Genomic DNA, 26,637 nt, shown 5'->3' on the forward strand with positions numbered 1-26,637 from the left:
TATAATTAGCAACTAGCCTACAGCTACTTGCCTGAGCTGATCCTGAATTACTCACTAATAATTATAAATAATAAGCAATAAAAAACCACCATCGATTACTCTTAGGTGGTTTTTTATATAAGCTAAAAGGCGTTTATCGTACGATACCGCGCTCTGAGCTTTTAACAAAATCTATCATTAACTGTACTGCTGGATACTTTTGCGCATCTTCGCTAAGTGACTCAATTGCTTCATCTACACCTAGGCTTTTACGATAAAATACTTTATAAGCACGGCGTACAGCCATTATCTCATCGCTTTGAAAACCACGGCGTTTCATGCCCTCAGTATTAATTGCAACTGGACCTGCAGGTATACCTATAGTGGTAACAAATGGTGGTACATCTTTATTAATAGCTGAATACATGCCTACAAATGCATGTGCGCCTACCTTACAAAACTGATGTATACCTGAGTTGCCCGCAAGAATAACCCAGTCACCAATATGTACATGCCCTGCTACACTGGCGTTATTAGCAAATATAACATTATCGCCAATCACTGCATCGTGAGCAACATGGGTATAGGCCATAAACAGGTTATTACTACCTATAATAGTTACGCCCTGATCTTGAATTGTGCCACGGTGAATTGTAACGCATTCACGAATAATATTATTGTCACCAATAGTGAGCGATGTTGGTTCGTTGTTGTACTTTTTGTCTTGGCATGCTTCACCAACCGACGCAAACTGAAAAATATGATTTCCAGAACCGATAGTTGATGGGCCTTTAACTACAACATGAGACTCAATAATACAGTTATCACCAATGACAACATCATTGCCAATATAACTATATGGTCCCACTGAAACATTGCTGCCTAGTGTCGCGCCTGGTTCGATTATTGCCGTTGGATGAATCACAATTAAAACTCTCTTCTCGCACACATAATTTCGGCGCTACATACTAGCTTGCCATCGACTTTTGCTTCTGCTGCAAACTTCCATAAATTACGACGTTCTTTTAAAAACTCAACATGTAAATGCATAGTATCACCAGGAAGTACTGGTTTTTTAAAACGTGCATTATCTACAGCTGCAAACAAATACAATTCATTTTCGCTACGGTTTTCAACCGTTTTAAAGCCAAGTAACCCAGTTGCTTGAGCCATGGCTTCTAATATTAATACACCCGGAAAAATTGGCTGATTTGGGAAATGCCCGGTAAAAATGGGTTCGTTTATAGTCACATTTTTAATAGCATGCAAAGATTTGCCAGGTGTAAAGTCAATTACTCTATCAACTAATAACATCGGGTAGCGATGCGGTAATAAACTTAAAATTTCTTGAATATCAAGGCTATTTAATTCGTTTGCCAAAATAGCATCCTCATTAGTGTTCAACGTTTATGGCTTATTTAATTGCTCAAGTGCTTTAATACGGCTTTTCATTTCAGAAAGGTTACGCAAGTGAGCGATTGATTTACGCCATTCTTTGTTTGTAGTATGAGGTATACCAGATGAATAGATACCTGGCTCGGTGATTGATTTTGTCACCATACTCATACCCGTAATTATAACACCATCACAGACGCTCATGTGACCATTAATTGCTGTCATGCCGCCAATTTGGCAGTTTTTACCTATGGTGACGCTACCAGCAAGTACAGTACAACCAGCAATAGCTGTGCCTGAGTTAACTTCAACGTTATGTGCTATTTGGCATTGGTTATCAATAATTACATTACTATGGATAATAGTATCGTCAAGTGCACCACGATCAATTGTAGTACTTGCGCCAATTTCAACTTTATCACCAATAATAACAGAGCCAAGCTGAGGAATTTTAATCCATTGCCCACGCTCATTAGCATAACCAAAACCATCACTACCTATAACGCTATTGGCTTGCAACAAACAATCTGAGCCAATTTCAACATTATGATAAATAGTTACATTCGACCAAAGCTTAGTGCCTGAGCCTATTTTAACACCTTCACCAATAAAACTGTTCGGACCAATTTGTACGTTATCGTTAATTATCGCATTGCTTTCAATTACCGTATTAGCGCCAATAGCGGCACTTTTACTTACTGTCGCATTTGGGTGAACAACCGCGCTTGGATGAATGCCTGTTGCGGCAGAGCGTGGCGTCGTATCCATTAATTGCGCAAGCTTGGCGTAACTTACATACGGATTTGAAACTATTAGTTTATTGCCGTTAAAGTAAGGAGCATCTGCTTCACTAACAATGACAGCACTGGCTTGAGTCGCTTCAAGTTGCGAGCGATATTTCTTATTCGCTAAAAATGCAATATGCCCTGAGCGGGCATGTGCAAGTGTTGCTATTTTTGTTATTTCTAAAGCGCCATCACCTTGCAGCTCGGCGCTTAGAAGTTCCGCTATTTGCGAAAGCGTATAATTTTGCATAACTTAATTATTTCTTACTCACTGCAGCAACTACTTTATTAGAAAGATCAGTTACTTTTTTAGGGTTAAAGTAAATAGTTGTATCTTTAACTTTAACTTCATCAAAGTCGCCATCTTTAGCAATGTCTTCAATTGTTTTGATAATTAAACCCTGCACTTTTGCAAGCTCTTGGTTTTGGCGTGCTTTAATTTCTTGCTCAAGAGGACGACCTACTTCAGCAAGGTTTTTTTGCATACCCTGAATTTTGTCACGCAGTTTATCTTTTTGCGCTTGGCTCATAGTGGTACTTTCACGCTTGAACTTTTCAGCTTCAAAGCGAATATCGCCTTGTAGCTTTTCTAACTCTTGACGGCGCTCTGCAAACTCAGTTTGTAGAGATTGCTCAATTTTAGCCATTTGTGGTATTTGCTTGTAGATTTCTTGCATGTCTACAATACCTACTTTATGTGCAAATGCACTTACCGAGGTGCCCATCATAAGTGTTGCTAAAACAGCTACTGCCGTTGATTTAAATAATTTATTCACAAAAAACTCCTTTAAAAGCTGTTACTAATATTAAAACTGATGGTCTTCGTATCGTCATCTTCTTCTTTTTGCAATGGATACGCAAAACTAATCAGCATTGGACCCATTGGAGAGATCCACTGTAATGATAAACCGGTTGAAACCCTAAAACGCATTGGATCAGAGTAATCATCTAATTTAGCTCGCTCATCGGCTGCTAAATTTTGGTAACGGTCTACGTTAAACTCGGTATCCCATACGTTAGCAGCATCAACAAAGAAACTGGTACGTACTGAACTGGTATTTTCTTCATCTAAAAACGGTGTAGGTACAATTAATTCCATACCTGCTACCGCTTTAGCATTACCACCAATTCGACCTTGTGGTACTAGCACATCAAATTCAGATGAGCCGCCTATATTACCTGTGGTTGAGCCGTCTGGTAAAGGTGTACCCGGAATTGATTGCGGTATACGTGCAATTGCGCGTGGTAAAATTGTATTTCGGTCAAAACCACGTAGTTCCATTTCAGTAATACGGAAGTATTCTTGGAATGGCAGTACTTGGTCGTAGCCGTTAGTTGAGCCATAACCATTACCGTAACCTAACGCCGCACGGGTTGAGAACACCCAGCGATGGTCGTTCGATATTGGCCAGTAAAAACGCGAATCATAGTTTAACTTAAAGTATTTTAAGTCAGAATTCGGCGTTGTTGCTGTTAAGTTTAGCGTTTGACGTGAGCCCGCTGTTGGGAATAAACCACGGTTTACCGTAACGCGAGACCAGCCAGCACTTAACTCATATTTAGTAAAGTCAAAACCAGCATCTGGGTTGTCTTGGTCTAAGAAGGTTTCACGCAGTACACGCGTTTGCTCGTACTCTGCAATATCTGAAAGCTCTTCTTGAATCCAACGAACACCAAAGTTAATGCGGTTAACCGCATCAATTGGGAAGCCTATATTAGTCCCCAATCCATAGCTTTTCGACTTATAGTCGATCAAACTAAACTTACTTGCATCGTAGTTACTGTAAAAAATACTGCTACCTTGCGATACGCCATCTGGCGTGAAGTATGGGTCGGTATAAGACACGCTCACACGCTCAGAACCACGCGAGGTATTAATATTAAAGCCTATTTGATTACCAGTACCTAAAAAGTTAGATTCTGTTACACCAATATTAAACTGTAAACCTAGGTATGAGCCGTACGCTAAGCCGGCATTAAAGCTACCAGCCGACTGCTCTTTTACAGTAAAATCAACATCTACTTGGTCATCAACACCTGGGACTGGCACAACGTTAAAATCAACTTTTTCCATATAAGGTAAACGCTGAATTTGTAATTTTGAACGCTCTAAGCTTTGGTTAGATAACCATGCGCCTTCAAGCTGTGTCATTTCGCGGCGTAGCACTTCATCTGCAGTACTTTGGTTACCACCAACAATAATCCGGCGCACATAAACACGCTTACCAGGGTTAACCGATAAGGTTAGTTGTACTTCTTGATTTTCGTCATCAATTTGCGGAATTGTGCGTACTTCAGCATTGGCATAACCAAAACGCGCTAAGTAGCTTTTTATAAATTCTTCTGAAGAGGTAACCACTGAGCCGTTATATAACTCACCCGCTCGTAGTGGAATAACACTTTTAATTAAGTCTTCGCGACCAAGTAAGTCACCAATAAAGTCAAAACCTTTAACTTTATATTTAACCCCTTCTGTTAAGTTAGCTGTAACGTATACAGACTCACGCTCTGGGCTAACCGACACTTGGGTAGAGTCTATGTTAAAACGTAGGTAACCACGGTCTAAATAAAAGCTACGAATTTTTTCTAAATCGCCTTCAATGGTTTGTTTTTGGTAGCGGTCGCTGCCCATAAACTGCCACCAAGGTAAGTCTTGTTGCGACTCAGCCAGTTGTAATAGCTCTTCATTAGAAAAAAGTTCATTACCTACCAAGTTAATTTGACGAATTGATGCAGCATCACCTTCATCAAATTTTAATTTAAGTTTAACCCGGTTACGCGGCAGTTTAGTGATACTAATATCAACTTTAGCGTTGTATTTACCAATACTGTGGAAAAATTCAGTTAAGCCTTTTTCTATATTATCAATAACGGTTTTATCTAGTGGCTCGCCTTGGCGAATATTTTGCTGATCAAGTGACTGATTAAGCTGCTCATCTTTAATATCTTTATTGCCATCAAACTCAATAAAGCTAATTGTTGGGCGTTCAGTTACTTTAAAAACAACGTTATTACCGTCGCGTAGCGCTTTTATATTGTCAAAGTGACCTGAGCGGTAGAGAGACTTGATTGTTTTTGAAATCGTGTACTCATCAACATTATCGCCCACGTTAATAGGAATATGCGTTAATGCAGCACCCAGTGCTACACGCTGTAAACCCTCAACTTTGAGATCTTCAACAATAAAGGAGTTTTGGCCTAGGGCTGCAAAGCTTGCACCCAATAAACTTGAAACTACCAAATGTTTTTTTATAGCCATTTTATTATATTTATCCTTTACAACTGTATTACCGCTTAGCATCGAAAAGTAAATTTACGAGCTGTACAATCGTGGTTCTAATTAGTCATTGTCACGTTAAAACGACAAACGCGATACATCATTGAACAAAGCGAAACATGTTAAAAAAATGAGTAGTAACGCACCCACTTTAAAACCAAACTCTTGTGTCTTTTCAGAGACTGGCTTTTTACGAAAAAGTTCAATTATGTAATACATTAAGTGTCCGCCATCAAGCACTGGCAAGGGCAATAAATTAAATACACCCAAGTTAACACTGATCAGTGCTAAAAAGCTTAAAAACGCAACGAAACCGTAGCTTACGCTAGTCCCCGCGCCTACGGCAATGCCTACTGGGCCACTTAAATTTTTAACCGAAATCTGGCCTGTAATTAAATTACCTATCATATCAAAGCTAAGGGTAATTAATCGCCACGTTTCTTTACTACCTCGCACAATACTATCGAGCGGGCCATAATGTCTAGTTTCTATATAACCTTGCGGCCATTTTTCTACTATTGGTGCAACCCCTAAAAAGCCTTGCTCTATGCCCTGAGCGTTAACCCTAGCTTGAGGTATTACCGATATTATTTTTATAGTGTCTTGTCTTTTTACACTAAATTGTAATGATTTGTTAGCCGATTGGGTAATAAGATTAACTAATTGCTGCCAATTGCTTATTGTTTCGCCATTTACAGCCACAATAGTATCATTTATTTTTAACCCTGCCAGCTCTGCAGCAGAGCTTTTAGTAACCGCAGCAATACTAAGTGTTGCTTGTGGCCTAAATGGTACTATGCCTAGAGAGCTCAATGGTGGCACGTCTTGCTGATCAAGTTTCCAGCCGTCTAAATTGAGCATTTTTGTTTGCTGCTGATAGTTTTCGTTACGTACAGTTACTGCAACGCTTTTATCACCTAAACTCGACATAAGCGCAAAGGTTGCGTCTTGCCAGGTGGTAATTTCATCATCACCAATTTTAATAATTTGTTGGCTAGGCATTAATCCCGCTTGCGCTGCACGACTGCCTTCAACCACACTGCCAACAACAGGTTTTACTGATTGCACACCCACCATATACATAACGGCAAGTGCAAATATAGCAAATATAAAGTTAGCAACGGGCCCCGCAGCAACAATCGCTATACGCGCTTGTACCGACTTAGCATTAAACGATAAATGACGCTGATTTGCAGGTACTTCATCAACCCGCTCATCGAGCATTTTTACATAACCACCCAAAGGTATGGCAGCTATAACGTACTCGGTATCGTATTTATCACGCCATTTTAGCAATGGTTTACCAAAGCCGATAGAAAAGCGCAGCACTTTAACGCCGGCTTTACGCGCCACCCAAAAGTGGCCGTATTCATGTACTGTAACTAAAATGCCCAGCGCTAAAATAAATGAGCCGAGATTCCAAAAAAAATCGAACATATTAATGCGTCACTTTTGTTATAAACTGCGATGCGCTTAAACGCGCTAATCTATCGCACTCTAAAATTTCATCTAAGCTTTGCACATTGGTGTACGTGGCCGCTTCGAGAGTCTGTGCATTTATTGTGTATATATCGGTAAAACCAATTTCACCATTTAAAAATGCACTTACCGCGATCTCGTTTGCGGCATTCACTGTCGTTGTTGCGCCTTGCCCTGCGCTACACGCATCAATCGCTAGTTGTAAATTAGGGTAACGAGAAAAGTCAGGTTTAGTGAACGAAAAGTCACTAATATCTGAAAAGTTTAACGGCTTAACCCCTGCATTTATGCGCTCAGGGTAAGCTAATGCATGGGCAATTGGGGTACGCATATCAGGGTTACCCATTTGCGCTAAAATTGAGCCGTCGTGATATTGCACCATAGAATGAATTATACTCTGAGGATGAATAACCACATCAATATCACTCGGGTCGCAGTTAAACAGCCATTTAGCTTCAATAAACTCAAGCCCTTTGTTCATCATGGTGGCTGAATCTACCGATATTTTTTGTCCCATAGACCAATTAGGGTGCGCCACGGCTTCTGCTATGGTTACATCTTTAAGGGTATTTATATCACGGGTTAAAAATGGGCCGCCTGAGCCGGTAAGTAATATTTTACTTACGCCATGAGATTGCAGGTGTTGATCGCCTTGCGCATTTTGTAGAGAGTACGGTAAACATTGAAAAATAGCGTTATGTTCACTGTCTATTGGTAGCAATGTCGCTTTGTGTTGTTTTACTTTATCAATAAACAACTGACCCGACATTACCAAAGATTCTTTATTGGCTAGCAGTACTTTTTTTCCGGCTTCTACCGCGCTTAGCGTCGGTAATAACCCTGCAGCACCGACAATTGCCGACATGACAGCATCAACCTCTGGATGCCCACACAGCTCGCTCATAGCCTGCTCACCATGCATTACCCGCGTTTTACATGGCGTATTACTTAAATATAACGACAATTGCTTAGCAGCGCTTTGTGTTGCCATAACGCCATAGCGTGGCTGATGCGCAATACATAGCTCAGCCATTTTTTTAGCATTTTTCCCAGCAGCTAATGCAAAAACACTAAACTGCTGAGTATTTCTTGCCACAACATCTAAGGTATTAAGGCCAATAGAGCCTGTAGCCCCTAGAATTACCAGTTGCTGCTTTTCACTCATAAACTCAAAGTCCACGCATAACACATTACAAACATAGGTGCGGCTGCGGTTAGGCTATCAATACGATCTAAAATCCCGCCATGTCCTGGCAAGCAATTACCGCTGTCTTTAAGTCCTGCTTCGCGTTTAAACATGCTTTCAAGCAAATCACCCACCGCTGAAAACAAGGCAATAAACACAGTCATAATGGCGTAAATTGGCCATACAATTAAATCTACGTCGGTAAAATGACAAAATGTAAGCACAAATATAACTGCAGCGACAACGCCGCCGGCTAAACCTTCAATAGTTTTATTTGGGCTTACTTTTGGCATGAGCTTACGCTTACCAAAGCTTTTACCTGTAAAGTAGGCACCAATATCGGCGCTCCATACGATTCCTAAAACCATTAAAATAAGCATAGAGCCAAAATGACTAGATTCGGTATATTGCGCACTGCGCAGCGTATTTAGGGCTAACCATAAAGGCACTAACGTTAGTAATCCGGCAATACCGCGCATTACTATGCCTTCGTTCCATGCTTTAGCCATTTCTGGGTAGCGCCATACTAAATAACTAGCAACAATCCACCATGCAAACGACAGCGTAAATAAGTAATTTGCATCACCTACCAATTTGCCATCTTGCCAAAGTGATTCGATTGGCCAGTGCAGGTTTAGTAACGCTAGCAAAGCGGCAACTAAAAGTACAAAAGCGCTGCGCTTAAGTTTATTGCACAGCCCCATAAAAGCAGACCATTCCCATGCGCCCATTAATACAATTGCACCCGCAAAATAACTAAATAATGTCAGTGGGGTGTAAAAAACCAAAGCAAGCGCTAATGGTGCTAGCACGAGTGAGGTTAGAATGCGTTGTTTTAACAAAATTATGACCCTTATTCTATTTAGGTTTGAGCGAGTAATTGTTTTATTTGTTCGCCCGTACAACCAAATCGTCGCTCTCTGGCAACGTAACACGCTATGGCCTCAGCAAATGCTGCTTCATTAAAATCAGGCCACAGTGTGTCGGTAAAGTAAAGTTCAGCGTAAGCTGCTTGCCAGAGTAAAAAGTTACTAATTCTGACATCGCCACCAGTACGAATTAGTAAATCAGGCTCGGCCTGATCTGCCATACTCATGTACTGTGCTATACGCTCTTCTGTAATATCGGCTGGGTCTAATTGCCCCTGTGCAACTTGCTCTGCAAGTTGTTTAGCAGCATTAGCCATATCCCAACGTCCACCGTAATTTGCAGCAACATTTAAATGCAGCCCGGTATTATTTGCTGTAAGCTTTTGAGCAGTATCTACTTTACTGCGTAAGCTTTCAGAAAACCGCGATAAGTCTCCAATAATGGTCAGTTTTACATTGTTTTTATGCAGCTTTTTAACTTCTTTACTAAGTACAAATAAAAAAAGCTCCATTAACGTTTTTACTTCGTCTTCAGGTCGACGCCAGTTCTCACTACTAAAAGCAAATAAGGTTAACGATTGTATCCCTAATTTAGTACAAAACTGTACAGATTGACGAACTGCGTCCACACCTTTTTTATGCCCAAACACACGCGGTCTATTTCTGGCTTGCGCCCAACGCCCGTTACCATCCATGATGATAGCTACATGTTTAGGTAAACATTGCTGTGAAATTGTGTCAGCATCTAGAACCATAAATATTGAGTATTCCATAAAAAAACGCCGCCTAGTATACCCCAGCCGGCGTTTCAAAACTAATAAATTTAACCTGTACTCGGGATAATAAATCTATTTCAAGTGGCTATTTTTAACGCTAACTGCGTTGAATTTACTTGCAATAGGTTCAATCTATTACCCCAAGTGCAGCGTATTAGTTTCTTAGATTTCCATCAACTCAGCTTCTTTAGCTGCTAATTGAGTATCCATTTCTTTAATGAATTTATCGGTCATCTTTTGAATTGCTTCTTCAGCTTGACGCGCTTCATCTTCAGAAATATCTTTATCTTTCAATAAGTTTTTAAAATCGCCATTCGCGTCACGACGAATGTTACGTACTGCAACACGACCGCCTTCAACTTCACCACGAACAATTTTAATTAAGTTTTTACGACGTTCTTCAGTCAATGCTGGCAATGGTACACGAATAACTGAACCTGCTGACATAGGGTTTAAACCTAAGTCAGATGCCATTATTGCTTTTTCTACCGCTTGCGCAAGTGACTTATCAAATACACCAATAGCCAGTGTACGTGAATCTTCAATTGTTACGTTAGCAACTTGGTTTAACGGTGTTGGCGAGCCATAATACGACACCATAATACCATCTAGCAATGCAGGATGAGCACGACCAGTACGAATCTTAGATAACTGGCTGCCCAGTGCTGCTACACTCTTTTGCATGCGCTCTTGCGCATCTTTTTGAATATCGTTAATCACAGTTTAATCCTAATCTATTTAATTACTTCATCTGAGGCTTGTGAAGAAATAAGGGTTCCCTCTTCTTCACCCATAATAACACGTTTTAATGCGCCTGATTTATTCATATTAAATACGCTCAATGGCATATTATGATCGCGTGCTAATGTAAATGCCGCTAAATCCATTACTTTCAATTCTTTCTCAATTATCTCATTGTAACTTAAATGACGATAAAGTGTCGCATCTGGATTTTTAACTGGGTCATCGCTGTAAACGCCATCTACTTTAGTCGCTTTAATTACCGTATCGGCTTCAATTTCGATACCACGTAAACAGGCTGCTGAGTCGGTAGTGAAAAATGGGTTACCCGTACCGGCTGCAAAAATAACTACGCGGCCCGTTTTTAATAAACTAATTGCTTCAGCCCAATTGTACGCATCACACATACCATGAAGTGGAATAGCCGACATTAAACGACAGTTTACAAATGCACGATGCAGCGCATCACGCATTGCCAAACCATTCATTACGGTTGCAAGCATACCCATGTGATCGCCAACAACACGATTCATGCCTGCTTCTGCTAACGAGCCACCGCGTAAAAAATTTCCACCGCCAATAACTAAACCCACTTCTACGTCGAGCTCTACGAGCTCTTTAATTTCTTGAGCCATGCGGTCTAACACTTTAGGGTCGATGCCAAAGCCTTCATCTCCCATTAAAGCTTCACCGCTTAATTTGAGAAGAACGCGTCTAAAAATAGGTTTACGATTGATAGTCATAGTATTGGGGCCAACTTTTATAAAAAATGGATAAAAAATAACCGCGCTTATGTTAAACATAAAAGCGCGGTTATTTTAAAGAATTTCTAGCTGTGAAGCAAAAGCAAATAACACATTAATTGCATGTCTTTTTTACTCCCTACACAAATAGTTAATCTTATTTAGCTTTAGCAGCAGCGATTTGTGCAGCAACTTCAGCAGCAAAATCTTCTTCTTTTCTTTCGATACCTTCACCAACTTCTACACGTACGAAGCTAGTAACTGTTGCGTTTTTCTCTTTAAGAATTTCGCCAACAGTTTTCTTAGGTTCCATGATGAAAGCTTGACCAGTAAGAGAAACCTCACCAGTGAATTTTTTCATGCGGCCAACAACCATCTTCTCAGCGATTTCAGCAGATTTGCCTTCATTCATCGCGATTTCGATTTGTACTTGTTGTTCTTTAGCTACAACATCAGCAGGAACGTCTGAAGGAGTTAAGTACTCAGGGCTTGATGCAGCAACGTGCATTGCAACGTGCTTAAGTGTTTCTTCATCAGCAACACCAGCAACAACAACACCAATACGATCACCATGACGGTACTCAACTAGGTTTTCACCTGTGATGTACTGTAGACGACGTACGTTAATGTTTTCACCAATTTTAGTTACTAGCTCAACGCGTGCTTCTTCAAACTTAGCTTGTAAGTCTTCGATAGTCACAGTGTCTGCAATTGCAGCTTCTGCTACTTTATCAGCAAACGCTAAAAAGCTTACGTCTTTAGCTACGAAGTCTGTTTGACAGTTAACTTCAACTAGCACTGCAACATTACCATTTTTCTTGATAATGATAGCGCCTTCAGCAGCGATATTGCCTGCTTTTTTAGCTGCTTTAGCCGCGCCACTTTTACGCATGTTTTCAATCGCTAACTCGATGTCGCCATCAGTTTCAGTTAACGCTTTTTTACAATCCATCATGCCAGCGCCAGTACGCTCGCGTAATTCTTTAACTAGGGCAGTAGTTACAGCCATTAGTAATTCCTCAAATCTGAATCAGGTTTAGATAAGCGGGTTACCCGCTCTACAAGAATAGCAAGTCTTCACCTTTAAAAGATGAAGACTTGAAGACAGCTAATTACTCAGCTTCTACGAAATCGTCTTTTTCAGCTTGAGCAACAAGTGTGTTCTCACGGCCTTCAGTGATCGCAGTTGCAACAGCGTTAGTGTAAAGACTTACCGCACGGATAGCATCATCGTTACCAGGTACGATGAAATCAACGCCATCTGGGTTCGAGTTAGTATCAACAATTGCAACAACCGGAATGCCTAGGTTGTTAGCTTCACGGATAGCAATGTGCTCGTGGTCAGCATCAATAACGAAAAGCGCGTCTGGAAGACCGCCCATGTTCTTGATTCCGCCAAGGCTCTTCTCAAGCTTTTCCATTTCGCGGTTAAGCATTAACGTTTCTTTCTTAGTTAACTTCTCGAAAGTACCGTCTTGGCTTTGTATTTCAAGGTCTTTAAGACGCTTGATTGATTGACGAACTGTTTTCCAGTTAGTCAACATGCCACCTAACCAACGGTGGTTTACATAGTACTGGTCGCTTGCGATTGCAGATTCTTTCACTGCTTCGCTTGCTGCACGCTTAGTACCAACGAAAAGAACTTTACCTTTGTTTGCAGCAGCACCAGATAAAAACTTAAGTGCAGTGTTGAACATTGGTACAGTTTGCTCAAGGTTGATGATATGTACACGGTTACGTGTGCCGAAGATGAAAGGCTTCATCTTAGGGTTCCAGTAACGTGCTTGGTGACCAAAGTGAACACCAGCTTGAAGCATATCGCGCATTGAAACGTTTGCCATTTTATAGATCCTCTATAGTTGTTTAGGGTTAGGCCTCCACATATCCCATAGCACCAACACCGAAGTATTTAAACTTCTAATGCACCCAAGTGTATGTGACGATACGTGTGTGTGTTAAAATAAAATTGTGTTTGCCTTAAATACAAAAAATCATTAAAGAATTTATTTGTAAAAAGACGGCGCGCTTTATACCATATTAAAATTAAATACTCAACATCGCGTGCAAAAATTGTGCGACGATAAATGTTAAAAACTCAACTTTGGAGCTTCAATGAGCGCTATTATTAAGACCCCTGAAGAAATAGAGAAAATGCGCGTAGCTGGGCGCTTAGCGGCAGATGTACTTGAAATGATCGGCCCATATGTAGTGCCGGGCGTGACCACCGATGAGCTAAATACAATTTGTCATGATTATATTGTTAATGTGCAACAAGCAATCCCTGCTCCATTAAATTATCATGGTTTTCCAAAATCAGTTTGTACCTCTGTAAACCATGTTATTTGCCATGGTATTCCAAACGAAAAGCCATTAAAAGATGGCGACAGTATTAATATTGACGTTACCATAATTAAAGATGGCTACCACGGCGACACTTCTAAAATGTTCCATGTTGGTACCCCTAACATTCAAGGTAAACGCCTTGCAGAAGTAACACAAGAAAGCCTCTACATTGCCATTAAAATGGTAAAACCAGGTGTGCGTTTAGGCGATATTGGCGAAGCAATTCAAAAATATGCTGAAAGCTTCAACTACTCAATTGTTCGTGAATACTGTGGCCATGGTATTGGCGCAGGGTTTCACGAAGAGCCACAAGTAATGCACTATGGCAAAGCAGGTACTGGCGAAGTATTAAAAGCCGGCATGTGTTTAACTATTGAGCCTATGGTCAATGCGGGCAAACGCCAATGTAAACTACTTAAAGATGATTGGACTGTGGTTACACGTGACCGTAGCTTGTCAGCCCAGTGGGAACATACTTTGTTAGTAACTGAAAATGGTGTTGAAATTTTAACGCTACGATCAGATGATACAATCGACAGGATCATTGAGCATTAAAATACCCGTTCAACTTGATAGCTATTTATTTATCAAAATGAACTCGTATAAATAAGGAATCAGCCCCGGTGGCATTACCCAACAAAGTAAAAAAGTTGCTTAGCGACGCAGAGCAACTTAGTGATTATCGCGATTGTTCTAGCTATTTTTATAAATGGCTTTTTAATGAGTTTTCTAAACAACCGGTTGGTAATTTAATTAATGCCAGGGCTGAATTCATAGATCGTTTGCTGATCAAACTGTTTCATGTTTATGATTTAGCGCACGAACCCGACCTAGCACTTATAGCCGTAGGTGGTTATGGACGAGGTGAATTACACCCCTATTCCGACATCGACTTTTTGCTACTAGTAACACAACAACCAAACGCTGAAATCAGCGAAAAAATAGGTCAGTTTGTTACCATGCTTTGGGATCTCAATTTAGAGATTGGGCACAGTGTTCGCACTATAGCGCAAGCCATAGAGCAAAAGCGTGAAGACGTTACCTTTGCCACCAGCTTATTAGAAAGCCGGCTTATCTTTGGTAATCATATAGAATTTGAAAAGCTAAAAAACCACATAATTGACACGCCAGTGTGGCGCTCAAATGAGTTTTTTTTAGCCAAAGTACAAGAGCAACATTTACGCCACCGAAAATGCCACGGCACAGCGTATAATCTCGAACCTAACATAAAAGAAAACCCCGGTGGCCTGCGCGATCTGCAAACCATTATTTGGGTTGCTAAAAAACACTTTAGAGCAGAAACCCTACAAGAGCTTATTAGCCATGGCTACCTTACTCACGAAGAGTTTCAAGAGCTTTCAGAGTGCCTAGAAAACTTATGGAATATTCGTTTTGCGCTGCATTTGGCTGCTGGGCGTTCAGAAAACCGCTTACTGTTTGATCACCAACCGCAAGCCGCCGAAATTCTGGGGTTTGGTAGCGATGGTAAATCGTCAGTTGAGCGCATGATGAAGCGTTTGTTTAGAATAATGAGCCGCGTACGCGAACTAAACCTGATGCTACTGGCGTACTTTGAACAAAGTATTTCGCCAAAACACCATCAACCTATTATTCAAGAGCTAGATCGCAATTTTGAGCGTATTGGCAATCAAATTAAAGTAAAAAGCCCATCGGTATTTTTTAGGCGCGATCAGCTTTTTATGTTATTTGAGCATATTGCCGACAACCCAGAAATAACGCACATTTATCCCAGCACTATCCGCACTATTCGCCAAGTGCGCCGCCGTTTACTGGGCGACTTACAAGATTACGCTGCCTGTCGCGAAGCTTTTTTACGTCTTATAAAGCACCCCAATGGTATGGGCCGTGCGTTTACCTTAATGCATAAACACGGCATGCTGGCTGCTTATTTACCGCAGTGGCGAAACATATTTGGGCAAATGCAATTTGACTTATTTCATGCCTACACAGTAGATGAGCACACCCACAGATTAATAAATAATATTTATCAGTACTTTGATAAAACCGGTGTCAGCGAATTTCCTATTTGTAGTGAAATAGTCACTCGTATGGATAAACCTGAGCTACTTTATTTAGCGGGTATATTTCATGACATAGCCAAAGGCCGTGGTGGCGACCACTCAGAGCTGGGCGCTGTTGACGCACTAGCCTTTGCAAAGTTACATGCCTTTTCTGTCGCCGATGGTAAACTAATCGCATGGCTGGTTAGTAATCATTTACTTATGTCGGTTACCGCACAACGTAAAGATATAAACGACCCTGGAGTTATTAAAGACTTTGCCACACGAGTAAAAACAGAGCGCCAACTTGATTATTTATATTGCTTAACCGTTGCCGATATACGTGCCACCAACGACAATTTATGGAACGATTGGAAAAACACCCTGCTGCGTGAGCTTTACTTACATACGCAACACGCACTGCGTTTAGGGCTTGAAAATCCAATGGATCAACGCGACCAAATTCGCGACAAAAAGCATCAAGCTAAACAGCGATTACTCAACTTAGGCTACATGGAAGACCAAATTGATTTAATTTGGAGCCGCTTTAAAGCCAATTACTTTACCGCTTTTAGCGAACAGCAAATTTCATGGCACAGCCAGCATTTAGTTAATAGCGAAGATTTAAGTCAACCGAGTGTTATCGTATCAAATAAAGCGATGCACGGTGGCACCCAAGTATTTGTATACAGCCCTTACTCTGGGCCTTTATTTGCCCGCTTAGTGAGTGTTATTGGTTCTAAAAAGGCGCAAATACAGCACGCGCAAGTACTTACCACCAAAGATGGCTACGTACTATTTAACTTTGTTATTTTAGAAGTAAATGGCGAGCCAATTGCCAGTGGCAGAGCACAATCAATTAAACGCGCCCTAGAGCAAGCCTTGTTTGAGCCGCGTAAAAAAATTCGCTTTAAAAAGAATCGCTCGCAACGCTTTAAAGACTTTAATATAAAACCTAAAATTGTGCTGCGCCCGCATCCGCGTAAAGATCGCAGCCTAATTGAAATCCAAGCAATTGATATACCCGGTTTATTGACTAAAATAGCCGAAGTTTTTCAAGCACACTTATTACACATACACGCTGCGCGTATTACCACAGTGGGGCAGCGCGCAGAAGATTTCTTCGTGGTCTCTAATAACGAGTACCAAGCACTTACAGACGAAGAACAAGCCAAAATTCATCAAGCATTGCGTAAAAAACTCAACGCAGAAACCGAATAAGAGGACACTATGTCAGATTTAAAAACGATGATCGAAAACGCCTGGGATAACCGCGATAGCATTAGCCCAAGCACTGTATCTGTTGAAGTAAAGCAAGCCATTATTGACGCGCTTGACCTGCTAGACAGTGGCGCAGCACGCGTTGCTGAAAAAATATCGGGTGAATGGGTAGTACATCAATGGCTTAAAAAAGCGGTTTTACTGTCGTTCCGTATTCGCGAAAACCAAGCAATGGACGATGGCGTAAATCAGTTTTACGACAAAGTACCACTTAAATTTAGCGACTACACGCCGGAGCAATTTAAACAAGGCGGCATGCGCGTAGTGCCTAATGCTGTTGCGCGTAAAGGCAGCTTTGTAGGTAAAAACGTGGTACTTATGCCATCGTATGTAAACATTGGCGCATACGTTGACGACGGCACCATGGTTGATACATGGGCTACTGTAGGCTCGTGTGCACAAATTGGTAAGAACGTACACTTATCGGGTGGCGTAGGCATAGGCGGCGTTTTAGAGCCATTACAAGCCAACCCAACCATCATCGAAGACAACTGTTTTATTGGCGCACGCTCTGAAATAGTAGAAGGTGTAATTGTTGAAGAAGGCGCGGTAATTTCAATGGGCGTTTACATCAGCCAAAGTACCCGTATTTATGACCGTGAAACCGGTGAAATTCACTACGGCCGCGTACCAGCAGGCGCAGTAGTAGTCCCTGGCGCACTACCATCAAAAGACGGTAGCCACAGCCTGTACGCTGCAATTATAGTGAAAAAAGTAGATCAGCAAACACGCGAAAAAGTAGGCATAAACGCCCTGCTTCGCTCAATTGATGATGAATAGTTAAGTAGGTTGGGTAGAGCGCAGCGAAACCCAACGACACTTTAAAGTTAAGTGTTTTAGCTATACTTTAATCGTACATTTAAAAGCGCTAAGCCCAGAGTTTATAATGCCACTCACCTAACAGCGAGTGGCATTACTTAATTAAGCCCTTTTTTGTTTTATCCGTTTTAATCTAGCACTTTTGCGTCATTCGCTTTATTTAACAGGCTGCGACTTTGGGTTAAAAAGTGCGCTGTCGAATCTGAAAAATAAGCTTTTGCATCAGCAAAGGCATCAATAAGCGCGGGCTTATCTCCTGCTTTTAACTTTTTAAGTGTGTCTGCAAAAGTCTGTTGATACTGCGCCAGTAAGCTCTCTACGTTATCAAATTGCGCTAACATAATATCTGAATATAACTCTGGCGATTGCGCAAATAAGCGCCCAACCATCATTAACTCTAATTGATAAATAGGTGATGAACAGCTGCGTAACTCCGCTAATGTATGGCTTTGTTTTGCTAAAAACTGCCCATATACAAAGGTGGTTAAATGGCGCATTACCTGAATTATTTGCATTGCTTCGTCATGTTTTTTCGCATCAAGTTCAACTAGCTGGCAACCCCACACTTGCAACTGTGCTAACAAGCCCTCTGCAACATCGTGGTCACGCCCTTCACACACCACCACTGTTTGCTTAACCCAGTGCGAAATATCTGGGCCAAACATAGGATGCAACCCTACAACTGGGCCGCTATGCGCTGCTTTTAGTGCTTTAATTGGCGCTTGCTTAACCGATGTTATATCTACCAATAAACAGCCTTCATCTAACTTAGGTAGTTCAGCAACTACAGTTTCTAACGCATTAATAGGTACACTTAATAGTACTAATTTAGCGCCTTTTAAAATTGCTGCAGCGTTTGCTTGATCTTGCTTATCAAGGGTTTTTACTTCGTAACCAGAGCGCTGAAATTGCTTAGCAAATAATTGCCCCATAGCACCTTGCCCACCCACAATAACAATGGGTGATAAATGCGGTGCAGCACATGCAAGTTTAGCTTGCTGATTCTGATACGCTTCGCGCATCATACGCCTAAGAATATCTTCAACTAACTCTGGGCTTACTCCCTGATTAATTGCTTCTTGGCGCCTTGCAGCTAATAAATCAGCTTCACGATCGGGTGCATGAAGTGGCGCACCAGTTTGCTGCTTTATTGCGCCAATTTTTTGAGTAAGCGAATTACGCCTTGCCAGCAGTGCCACCAACTGTGTATCGCACTCATCAATACCCACTCTTAACTGGGCTAAATCATTTATATCCGCCACTTGCATACCACCTTAAAAAGCAAAAACGCCAACTTAAGTTTACATTAAAGTAAACTAATCAATACGATAAATACTAACAGGATCAATAGCCTGATAAAAGACTAAATAAGTAAAAGGTTAAATTGAAAAACAATACTTTAAGAAGCAACGAATACCTTTAAAGTAAATATTAATTATTTACCCTAAAAGCCGCAGTCAATAAAAGTAAATTAGCAAGCTAAAAAGCCTGCATTTGTTGCATAGTAGAGTTATCACGTTTATTCTTATATTATTCATATAGTAATTAAAATAAACAGGATCCATAAAATGGAAGAAGTTTTAGGAACAGATGTAGACGCTTCACAATTAATAGACCAAGCCATATCACTCGTTATGACTTACGCACCAAAATTTGTGCTCGCTATTATTACTTTACTGGTTGGCCTATGGCTGATCAACCGCTTTGTTAAGGTTTTAGATAATCGACTAGGCAAAAAAGATCCAACACTAAACAAGTTTTTATGTGGCTTAATTAGCGCTGTAGTGAAAATTATGCTGCTTATTTCGGTGGCCTCTATGGTAGGTATCGAAACCACCTCGTTCATCGCGGTGATTGGTGCTGCAGGCCTGGCAATAGGTCTTGCACTGCAAGGCAGTCTAGCTAATTTTGCTGGCGGTGTGCTGTTGCTAATTTTTAAACCGTTCAAGGTTGGCGATACTATCGAAGCACAGGGCTTTATGGGCGCAGTCGTCGAAATTCAAATTTTATACACAGTAGTAGATACCTTCGATAACCGCCGCATTGTTATTCCAAACGGTAGCCTATCGAATGCGACATTAGTGAACGTAAGTATTTATGACAAACGCCGCTGTGATATGACCTTTGGAATTTCGTATAACGACGACATAGATACGGCAAAAGCTATCTTAAAACGCCTGTTTGAAGAAGACGAGCGCTCTTTAACAGATCCGGCACCACGTATTTGTGTTGCCAGCCTTGGCGATAACTCAGTTAATTTAATGTTTCGCGCTTGGGTTGCAACAGGTGACTTATGGCCTTACTACTGGGATATGCAAGAAAAAGTGAAAAAAGCGTTTGATAAAGAAGGTATTTCTATTCCTTTCCCACAACGCGATGTACATGTTCATAACGTTAAGTAATTTGTATTGTGCATAGGTTCAACTAGCCTAATAACTTAGTCGCGGTAAGGTCGTATAAAGCGCCCTTACCGCAATCCTTACTGCCCATCCAATACCCCTTCAAGTTATACCTAGTTACACTTGGCTCCACTTTTTGAGCTATTTTCATCACCCTACTTCCTTAAATAACCTGAGCTCAAGGTTAAATACTATAATTCATCTGCCAAATTTTTATTTTCTGTGCTTTATTTGGCTTAGGTATATTTAGCTTAAGTTTTGCTTGAGCAAAGTTATGCTCATACTGGCGTTAATTGGGTTATTACGTATTCTGCGGGTAAGTTGAAAAGGTGTTTAAAACACATATTGATAAAAATTTATCGAGGTGCACTTTGTGTTTAGCAATAAAGGAAGCCTAACTATACTGGTGAATATTACGACAGTGCGACTCCTAGTCCGACAGCTGTGGTTTAAGCTTTAGTATTTAGCCTGAAATTTTATGTTATAGAAACCAAAACGGGTTGCAACCCGAAGGATGCAACCCGTTTTTTTGCGTTGATAAACAGCGCGTATTAGTTAAGTTTTTCTCTAATACGTGCAGATTTACCAGAACGCTCACGTAGATAGTAAAGCTTAGCACGACGAACTGCACCGCGACGCTTAACTGTTACGCTATCAATAAGAGGGCTGTGCGTTTGGAATACACGCTCAACGCCTTCACCGTTCGAAATTTTACGAACTGTGAAGGCTGAGTGAAGACCACGATTACGCTTAGCGATTACAACACCTTCAAAGGCCTGTAGACGCTCTTTAGCACCTTCTTTTACTTTTACCTGTACAACTACTGTATCACCAGCGCCGAATGCAGGTACGTCTGTTTTAAGCTGCTCATCTTCAAGCGCTTTAATAATATTTTGGTTTACTTTTGCCATTATGTTTCTCACTTTCCTAGGTGTAACTGTCTTCTAGCCACAAGCTTTTTGGTACTCTTGCTGAAATTTCGCGAGTAATACCGCTTGCTCCTCAGTCAGAGCTAGGTTATGCAACAAGTCAGGACGGCGTAGCCAAGTTCTGCCTAATGACTGCATAAGCCGCCATTTTGCTATCTCTTGGTGGTTTCCGCTGAGCAATACAGCAGGCACCTGTTTGTCGTCCAATGTTTCTGGCCGTGTATAGTGAGGACAATCTAACAAGCCATCCGAAAATGAGTCTTGTTCTGCTGATTGGTTATGACCTAATACGCCAGGCACTAATCGCGCTACTGCGTCAATTAATGTCATGGCTGGTAGTTCACCACCACTCAAAATAAAATCACCAATTGACCATTCTTCGTCAACGTATGACTCTATTATTCTCTCATCTATACCTTCATAGCGACCGGCAATCAAAATCAGTTTTTTAGAGCTTGCGAGTTCGCTAGCTCCTTGCTGATCTAGTTTGCGCCCTTGTGGGGACATATAAATTACTTTAGCACCATCACCTGCAGCTTTTTTAGCCTCGGCAATCGCTTTTTTTAATGGCTCAACCATCATTAACATACCTGGTCCGCCCCCGTAAGGACGATCGTCCACGGTTCTATGCTTATCTAAAGCGTAGTCTCGCGGATTCCAGCAGTTAAAATCAATTAAGCCACTTTTTACTGCGCGACCGGTAACACCCTGGTCTGTAATAGCGTCAAACATGTCAGGAAAAAGGCTTATCACCCCTACCCATAATGAACTCGTTTGCGTCATTAAAACCCTGGATCCCAGTCTACGGTAATTTCTCTTGCGTCGTGTTTAACTTCGATAATAACTGTATCAGTTAAAAACGGAATTAAACGCTCTGCTTGACCAAATGCGTCTTTACTGTTTGCTTTAACAACCAGTACGTCATTTGACCCTGTCTCCATTAGGTCATCAACAATGCCTAAATCGTAACCTTTATCAGTTACAACCGACATGCCAATGAGATCTCGCCAATAGAACTCACCTTGCGGGAGTTCTGGTAATTGCGCTGAATCCATTGAGATTTCTGCGTGGGTATAAGCCACTGCTTCGTCTCGATCGTTTACTTGCGCAAATTTAGCGATAAAGCCTTTGTTGTGGCGACGCCAGTCGACCACTTCTAAGGTCTGCCATTTACCTTGCTGCCCTATCAACCACGGGCTGAAATCGAAGATCCCTGCGGGATCATCAGTAAATGAATGTACCTTAAGCCAGCCCTTTATACCATACGGGGCACCGAGCTTTCCTACGACAATTATTGATGAGGTGTTCTCTTGACTCATGGTTACACTTACGCCTATTAAGCCGCTTTACGAGCGTCTTTTACTAACTTAGCTACGCGATCTGAAAGAGACGCGCCCTGACCTACCCAGTGTTCAACACGTGGTAAATCTAAACGAATTTTTTCTTCTTGACCTGCAGCAATTGGGTTAAAAAAGCCTACTTTCTCGATGAAGCGACCGTCACGCGAGAAACGGCTATCCGCAACCACAATTTGATAGAAAGGGCGTTTTTTAGCGCCACCACGTTGCAAACGAATAGTTACCATACCGTCCTCTATAAAGATTGACTGTTTTCATTAATAAGATTTACTCCCCAGAATGGGGAGCTGGGGAATTGTACGAGTTTTTAGCAACAATGCAAGTAAGAAGTGATGCTAAAAGCCAGTTTAGTAGGTTAAAGCGTGATCCCAACTTTAAATTAGCGTTAATAGCGTTTAGCACGCATAATTTATTCAACAAAAAAGGAGCCATTTGCTCCTTTTCATATATTTTATATCGTTACATTTAAGCTACGTTAAACTCAACTTTAAAATTTAGGGCCACCGCCACCCATCATTCCCGGCGGTAACATACCTTTCATGCCGCGCATCATTTTGGTCATGCCACCTTTGCCTTTCATTTTTTTCATCATTTTTTGCATTTGGGTAAACTGTTTTAGTAGTTTATTAATTTCTTGTACTTGCGTACCAGAACCTGCTGCAATACGTTTTTTACGTGACCCTTTAATGATTTCTGGGCGGGCGCGCTCTTTTTTTGTCATTGAGCTAATAATGGCTTCCATTTGAATGAAGGTTTTATCGCCCATTTGGCCTTTAACAGCATCGGGTAAGTTAGACATACCTGGCAATTTATCTAGCATCGACATCATGCCGCCCATGTTTTTCATTTGCTTAAGTTGATCCGCAAAGTCATCAAGGGTAAAACCAGCGCCTTTAAATACTTTTTCAGCGACTCTGGCAGCTTGCTCTTTATCTACTTTCATTTCGACTTCTTCGATCAATGAAAGTACATCACCCATGCCTAGAATACGTGATGCTATGCGGTCAGGGTGGAAAGGCTCAAGTGCATCAATGCGCTCACCCACACCCATAAATTTAATTGGCTTACCGGTAATATGACGAATAGATAAAGCAGCACCACCACGCGCATCACCATCGGTTTTTGTTAATATAACACCGGTAAGTGGCAGGGCTTCGTCAAATGCTTTAGCTGTATTTGCCGCATCTTGACCTGTCATTGCATCTACAACAAACAAGGTTTCGATTGGGTTAATTGCTTTGTGAAGATTTTTAATCTCATCCATCATGTCGCTATCAACATGCAGTCGACCTGCAGTATCGACTAATACCACATCAATAAATTTCTTTTTCGCATGAGAAATAGCTGCGGTTGCTATATCAACCGGCTTTTGCGAAATATCACTTGGGAAAAAATCAACACCCACTTCAGCAGCGAGCGTTTCTAGTTGCTTAATTGCTGCAGGGCGGTATACGTCGGCACTTACTACAAGTACTGATTTTTTCTTGCGCTCTTTTAAAAACTTAGCCAGTTTAGCAACACTGGTGGTTTTACCAGCACCTTGCAGACCCGCCATCATAACAACAGCAGGGGGTTGTGCATTTAGGCTTAGCTCTTCGTTGGCTTCACCCATGGCTTTTTCGAGTTCTTCACGTACTATTTTTACAAATACTTGGCCTGGGCTTAAGCTTTTTGTAACTTCAACACCTACCGCACGCTCTTTAACTTGTTTTACAAAATCGCGAACAACGGGCAACGCCACATCGGCTTCTAAAAATGCCATGCGCACTTCACGAAGAGTGTCTTTAATATTCTCTTCTGTTAGGCGGCCACGGCCACTAATGTTTTTTAAGGTTTTACCTAATCGTTCTTGGAGATTCTCAAACATATTACGGTTCCGATAAGACGTTTATACCAATCCAATTAAAGCGCCTTTAACTCTGTGCGCTATATTAATAGAATTAATATTATTAAATTTCAATTAAAAGCAGTATACCGTAAATGGTGTCTTACAATACAGTGTTCAAGTGCAGCTTGTTGAGTTTCTTTTTTTAAGGTCTATGCATTTGCTTTGCTATAAAATACAATGGCTATATAACAATCATTAATTATTTGACTCAAATTAAGTGGCCCAAGCACAATGCTGATTATTAGCTTAACTATTATTGCCAGTTTATTTTATGTGTTAGCAACGTCTTACGTGCTCTCACGGTTGTTTCATCAACAAGGCCCTAGCCAAAAGCTAACTATTATATTGAGTACTGTGGCTATTTTGGCGCACATGCTGTTGTTAGTAAATTCGGTTTTTAGAGCAGACGGACAAGATTTAAGTATTGTCAATGTGGCGCTTTTAACCTGCTGGGTTATTGTGATTTCTGTCACTACGGTATCGTTAAAGTTTCCGGCGACCTTATTATTGCCGGTCGTGTACGGCTTTGCTGCACTACTAACTATGGCAAGCTTGTTTATACCACACCATATTTTACTGCAAAGTATTGATGTTGATGTGGGCTTAGTAACCCATATTTCGTTATCATTACTCGCTTACTGCATTTTAATTATTGCTACTTTATATGGCGTACAATTTTACTTTATTGATAAGCGCTTAAAGCGTAAAGATTTAGCTATTGTACACAGCCATTTACCACCACTAATGGTGGTTGAACGCCAACTGTATCAATTGGTTAACTTAGGTACTATATTACTCACTTTGGCACTATTGTCGGGATTTGTATTTCTCGATGGTATGTTCGCTACTCAATTTATCCATAAAACGATATTATCGCTTGTTGCATGGTGTGTTTTTGCTGTGATTGCGCTTGGCCATATGAAAAAAGGCTGGCGTGGTAAACCTGTGGTTATTGCTATTATGGTTGCTGCTTTTATTCTTACACTGGCTTATTTTGGCAGTCGTTTTATACAAGAAGTTATTCTAAATAAATTTTAACTTGACTCTACTAACTCACTCTAGCCTAATACACGCTAGTTTATAATAAAAGGATCCATCGTTGGACGCCATATCGACCAGTACCTTGTTTATCATTTTAGGTTTTTTGGTACTTTTTTCTGCTTATTTTTCTGGCTCAGAAACCGGAATTATGTCAATCAATCGTATACGCCTGCGACATCTCACCAAAGAGAATCATCGCGCTGCTAAACGTGTCAGTAAATTACTTAGTCGTCCGGATAGGCTCATTGGTTTAATTTTAATCGGCAATAATTTAGTTAATATTGCCGCTGCACAAGTTGCTACTATTATTGGTATTCGTTTATACGGTGATTTAGGTATTGCTGTGGCAACAGGTGCGTTAACCTTAGTAGTGCTTATTTTTGCAGAAATAACCCCAAAAACACTTGCTGCTCTCTACCCTGAAAAAGTTGCCTTCCCAAGTTCTGTTGTGCTTAAAGGATTACTAAAAATCCTTTTCCCATTTGTCGTTGTTATTAACTGGCTAACCAACGGCATATTGCGGTTATTTGGTATTAGTGCGGCACAAATAGATGAGCACAGCATGAGTAAAGAAGAGCTAAAATCAGTACTTAATGAGTCTGGTGCACTTATCCCTGCGCGTCACCAAAGCATGTTGACCTCAATTTTAGATTTAGAACAAGTAACAGTTGAAGATATTATGATCCCACGTAACGAAATTGTGGCCATAGATATTAACGATGAATGGAAACTTATTAGCCGCCAACTGACTCATGCACAACATACGCGTGTATTGTTATATAGAGATAACATAGATGACGCGGTGGGGTTTATTCATTCGCGTGATGCGCTTAGGTTACTTACAAAAGAGCAATTTGATAAACCATCGTTGCTACGCGCTGTACGTGAAATTTATTTCATTCCTGAAGGCACATCACTAAATACGCAGCTATTAAAGTTTCAGCAATCTAAAGAGCGTATTGGCTTGGTGGTAGATGAGTATGGCGACATTCAAGGTTTAGTTACCCTAGAGGATATACTTGAGGAAGTGGTAGGCGATTTTACCACCACCCAAACTCGTACGCCAAGCGAAGAAGTAACCACACAAACCGATGGCTCGTGCATTGTAGATGGCGGTGCTAACGTGCGCGACTTAAATAAAGAAATGGGCTGGGAGTTTCCACTCGACGGGCCTAAAACACTCAGCGGCTTAATAGTTGAGTATTTAGAAAACATTCCTGATGCCAATTTAAGTTTGCGTATTGCCGGCTACCCTATTGAAGTACTTGAAGTAAAAGAAAACATGATAAAGCTGGTTAAAATACAGCCGAAAAAACGTAAAAAATAAA

Annotated in this window: 25 protein-coding genes; 6 read left to right on the forward strand and 19 right to left on the reverse strand. The window is 41.0% G+C overall.

All coding sequences use genetic code 11. From position 1 onward, the window contains the following. Positions 1 to 133: 133 nt before the first annotated feature. The 13 genes from lpxA to rpsB form a co-directional block, all read right to left on the reverse strand. Positions 134 to 904: an acyl-ACP--UDP-N-acetylglucosamine O-acyltransferase gene (gene lpxA / locus CIK86_RS08540; protein ID WP_011328682.1), complete on the reverse strand. Its 771-nt coding sequence runs from the start codon at positions 902 to 904 to the stop codon at positions 134 to 136. A 2-nt stretch (positions 905 to 906) separates the two neighbouring features. Continuing rightward, positions 907 to 1,359, reverse strand: a complete 453-nt coding sequence (fabZ, locus tag CIK86_RS08545) for a 3-hydroxyacyl-ACP dehydratase FabZ (protein WP_011328683.1) — start codon at positions 1,357 to 1,359, stop codon at positions 907 to 909. 27 nt (positions 1,360 to 1,386) lie between these two features. Further along, entirely contained in the window at positions 1,387 to 2,409 is a 1,023-nt protein-coding gene (lpxD, locus tag CIK86_RS08550; RefSeq protein WP_086995295.1) for a UDP-3-O-(3-hydroxymyristoyl)glucosamine N-acyltransferase, read from the reverse strand. Positions 2,410 to 2,416: 7 nt separating this feature from the next. Next, positions 2,417 to 2,935: an OmpH family outer membrane protein gene (locus CIK86_RS08555; RefSeq protein WP_041454497.1), complete on the reverse strand. Its 519-nt coding sequence runs from the start codon at positions 2,933 to 2,935 to the stop codon at positions 2,417 to 2,419. A gap of 11 nt (positions 2,936 to 2,946) precedes the next feature. Then, positions 2,947 to 5,418: an outer membrane protein assembly factor BamA gene (gene bamA, locus CIK86_RS08560; RefSeq protein ID WP_011328686.1), complete on the reverse strand. Its 2,472-nt coding sequence runs from the start codon at positions 5,416 to 5,418 to the stop codon at positions 2,947 to 2,949. Positions 5,419 to 5,514: 96 nt separating this feature from the next. Then, the gene (gene rseP / locus CIK86_RS08565) at positions 5,515 to 6,873 is read right to left on the reverse strand and encodes a sigma E protease regulator RseP (RefSeq protein WP_011328687.1); all 1,359 of its coding nucleotides are present in this window, start codon (positions 6,871 to 6,873) and stop codon (positions 5,515 to 5,517) included. Position 6,874: 1 nt separating this feature from the next. Further along, entirely contained in the window at positions 6,875 to 8,080 is a 1,206-nt protein-coding gene (gene ispC / locus CIK86_RS08570) for a 1-deoxy-D-xylulose-5-phosphate reductoisomerase (RefSeq protein WP_086995298.1), read from the reverse strand. Then, the gene (locus CIK86_RS08575; RefSeq protein ID WP_086995301.1) at positions 8,077 to 8,943 is read right to left on the reverse strand and encodes a phosphatidate cytidylyltransferase; all 867 of its coding nucleotides are present in this window, start codon (positions 8,941 to 8,943) and stop codon (positions 8,077 to 8,079) included. The genes ispC and CIK86_RS08575 overlap by 4 nt, the downstream gene beginning before the upstream one ends. Before the next feature lie 20 nt (positions 8,944 to 8,963). After that, positions 8,964 to 9,743 (reverse strand): isoprenyl transferase, encoded by a 780-nt coding sequence (locus CIK86_RS08580; protein WP_011328690.1) that lies wholly within the window; start codon positions 9,741 to 9,743, stop codon positions 8,964 to 8,966. A gap of 165 nt (positions 9,744 to 9,908) precedes the next feature. Beyond that, positions 9,909 to 10,466 carry a ribosome recycling factor gene (gene frr / locus CIK86_RS08585; RefSeq protein WP_041454498.1) on the reverse strand — a complete coding sequence of 186 codons (558 nt, stop codon included), beginning with the start codon at positions 10,464 to 10,466 and terminating at the stop codon, positions 9,909 to 9,911. 14 nt (positions 10,467 to 10,480) lie between these two features. Further along, on the reverse strand, positions 10,481 to 11,230 hold the full coding sequence (gene pyrH / locus CIK86_RS08590) for a UMP kinase (RefSeq protein ID WP_011328692.1): 750 nt from the start codon (positions 11,228 to 11,230) through the stop codon (positions 10,481 to 10,483). A gap of 157 nt (positions 11,231 to 11,387) precedes the next feature. Further along, positions 11,388 to 12,239, reverse strand: a complete 852-nt coding sequence (tsf, locus tag CIK86_RS08595) for a translation elongation factor Ts (protein WP_011328693.1) — start codon at positions 12,237 to 12,239, stop codon at positions 11,388 to 11,390. 103 nt (positions 12,240 to 12,342) lie between these two features. Next, entirely contained in the window at positions 12,343 to 13,071 is a 729-nt protein-coding gene (gene rpsB / locus CIK86_RS08600; protein WP_011328694.1) for a 30S ribosomal protein S2, read from the reverse strand. A gap of 271 nt (positions 13,072 to 13,342) precedes the next feature. Here rpsB and map point away from each other — a divergent pair, with 271 nt between their 5' ends. From map to dapD, 3 genes are all read left to right on the forward strand, one after another. Beyond that, entirely contained in the window at positions 13,343 to 14,128 is a 786-nt protein-coding gene (map, locus tag CIK86_RS08605) for a type I methionyl aminopeptidase (protein ID WP_011328695.1), read from the forward strand. Between the two features lie 68 nt (positions 14,129 to 14,196). Further along, positions 14,197 to 16,815 (forward strand): [protein-PII] uridylyltransferase, encoded by a 2,619-nt coding sequence (gene glnD, locus CIK86_RS08610; protein ID WP_011328696.1) that lies wholly within the window; start codon positions 14,197 to 14,199, stop codon positions 16,813 to 16,815. Between the two features lie 9 nt (positions 16,816 to 16,824). Then, complete coding sequence (gene dapD / locus CIK86_RS08615; protein ID WP_011328697.1) at positions 16,825 to 17,655, forward strand: 2,3,4,5-tetrahydropyridine-2,6-dicarboxylate N-succinyltransferase; 831 nt, start codon at positions 16,825 to 16,827, stop codon at positions 17,653 to 17,655. Between the two features lie 167 nt (positions 17,656 to 17,822). Here dapD and tyrA read toward each other — a convergent pair whose 3' ends face one another. Continuing rightward, the gene (gene tyrA / locus CIK86_RS08620) at positions 17,823 to 18,956 is read right to left on the reverse strand and encodes a bifunctional chorismate mutase/prephenate dehydrogenase (protein ID WP_086995319.1); all 1,134 of its coding nucleotides are present in this window, start codon (positions 18,954 to 18,956) and stop codon (positions 17,823 to 17,825) included. A 306-nt stretch (positions 18,957 to 19,262) separates the two neighbouring features. Between tyrA and CIK86_RS08625 the strand changes: the two genes are divergently transcribed. Then, positions 19,263 to 20,096, forward strand: coding sequence for a mechanosensitive ion channel domain-containing protein (locus CIK86_RS08625; protein ID WP_086995304.1), 834 nt, complete (start codon positions 19,263 to 19,265; stop codon positions 20,094 to 20,096). A 548-nt stretch (positions 20,097 to 20,644) separates the two neighbouring features. Here CIK86_RS08625 and rplS read toward each other — a convergent pair. From rplS to ffh, 5 genes are all read right to left on the reverse strand, one after another. Next, positions 20,645 to 21,004: a 50S ribosomal protein L19 gene (rplS, locus tag CIK86_RS08630; protein ID WP_011327636.1), complete on the reverse strand. Its 360-nt coding sequence runs from the start codon at positions 21,002 to 21,004 to the stop codon at positions 20,645 to 20,647. Positions 21,005 to 21,037: 33 nt separating this feature from the next. After that, entirely contained in the window at positions 21,038 to 21,805 is a 768-nt protein-coding gene (gene trmD, locus CIK86_RS08635) for a tRNA (guanosine(37)-N1)-methyltransferase TrmD (protein WP_011327635.1), read from the reverse strand. After that, positions 21,805 to 22,341, reverse strand: coding sequence for a ribosome maturation factor RimM (gene rimM / locus CIK86_RS08640; RefSeq protein ID WP_011327634.1), 537 nt, complete (start codon positions 22,339 to 22,341; stop codon positions 21,805 to 21,807). The genes trmD and rimM overlap by 1 nt, the downstream gene beginning before the upstream one ends. A gap of 17 nt (positions 22,342 to 22,358) precedes the next feature. Beyond that, positions 22,359 to 22,607, reverse strand: a complete 249-nt coding sequence (rpsP, locus tag CIK86_RS08645; RefSeq protein WP_011327633.1) for a 30S ribosomal protein S16 — start codon at positions 22,605 to 22,607, stop codon at positions 22,359 to 22,361. A gap of 260 nt (positions 22,608 to 22,867) precedes the next feature. Continuing rightward, positions 22,868 to 24,247: a signal recognition particle protein gene (gene ffh / locus CIK86_RS08650; RefSeq protein WP_011327632.1), complete on the reverse strand. Its 1,380-nt coding sequence runs from the start codon at positions 24,245 to 24,247 to the stop codon at positions 22,868 to 22,870. Between the two features lie 252 nt (positions 24,248 to 24,499). Here ffh and ccsA point away from each other — a divergent pair, with 252 nt between their 5' ends. Together ccsA and CIK86_RS08660 are read left to right on the forward strand one after the other, a co-directional pair. Then, positions 24,500 to 25,306 carry a cytochrome c biogenesis protein CcsA gene (gene ccsA / locus CIK86_RS08655; RefSeq protein WP_086995309.1) on the forward strand — a complete coding sequence of 269 codons (807 nt, stop codon included), beginning with the start codon at positions 24,500 to 24,502 and terminating at the stop codon, positions 25,304 to 25,306. Between the two features lie 61 nt (positions 25,307 to 25,367). Further along, positions 25,368 to 26,636, forward strand: coding sequence for a CNNM domain-containing protein (locus tag CIK86_RS08660; protein WP_140391177.1), 1,269 nt, complete (start codon positions 25,368 to 25,370; stop codon positions 26,634 to 26,636). Position 26,637: the final 1 nt, after the last annotated feature.

This window comes from Pseudoalteromonas sp. JB197 (genome assembly GCF_002332205.1).
Lineage (GTDB): Bacteria > Pseudomonadota > Gammaproteobacteria > Enterobacterales > Alteromonadaceae > Pseudoalteromonas > Pseudoalteromonas nigrifaciens.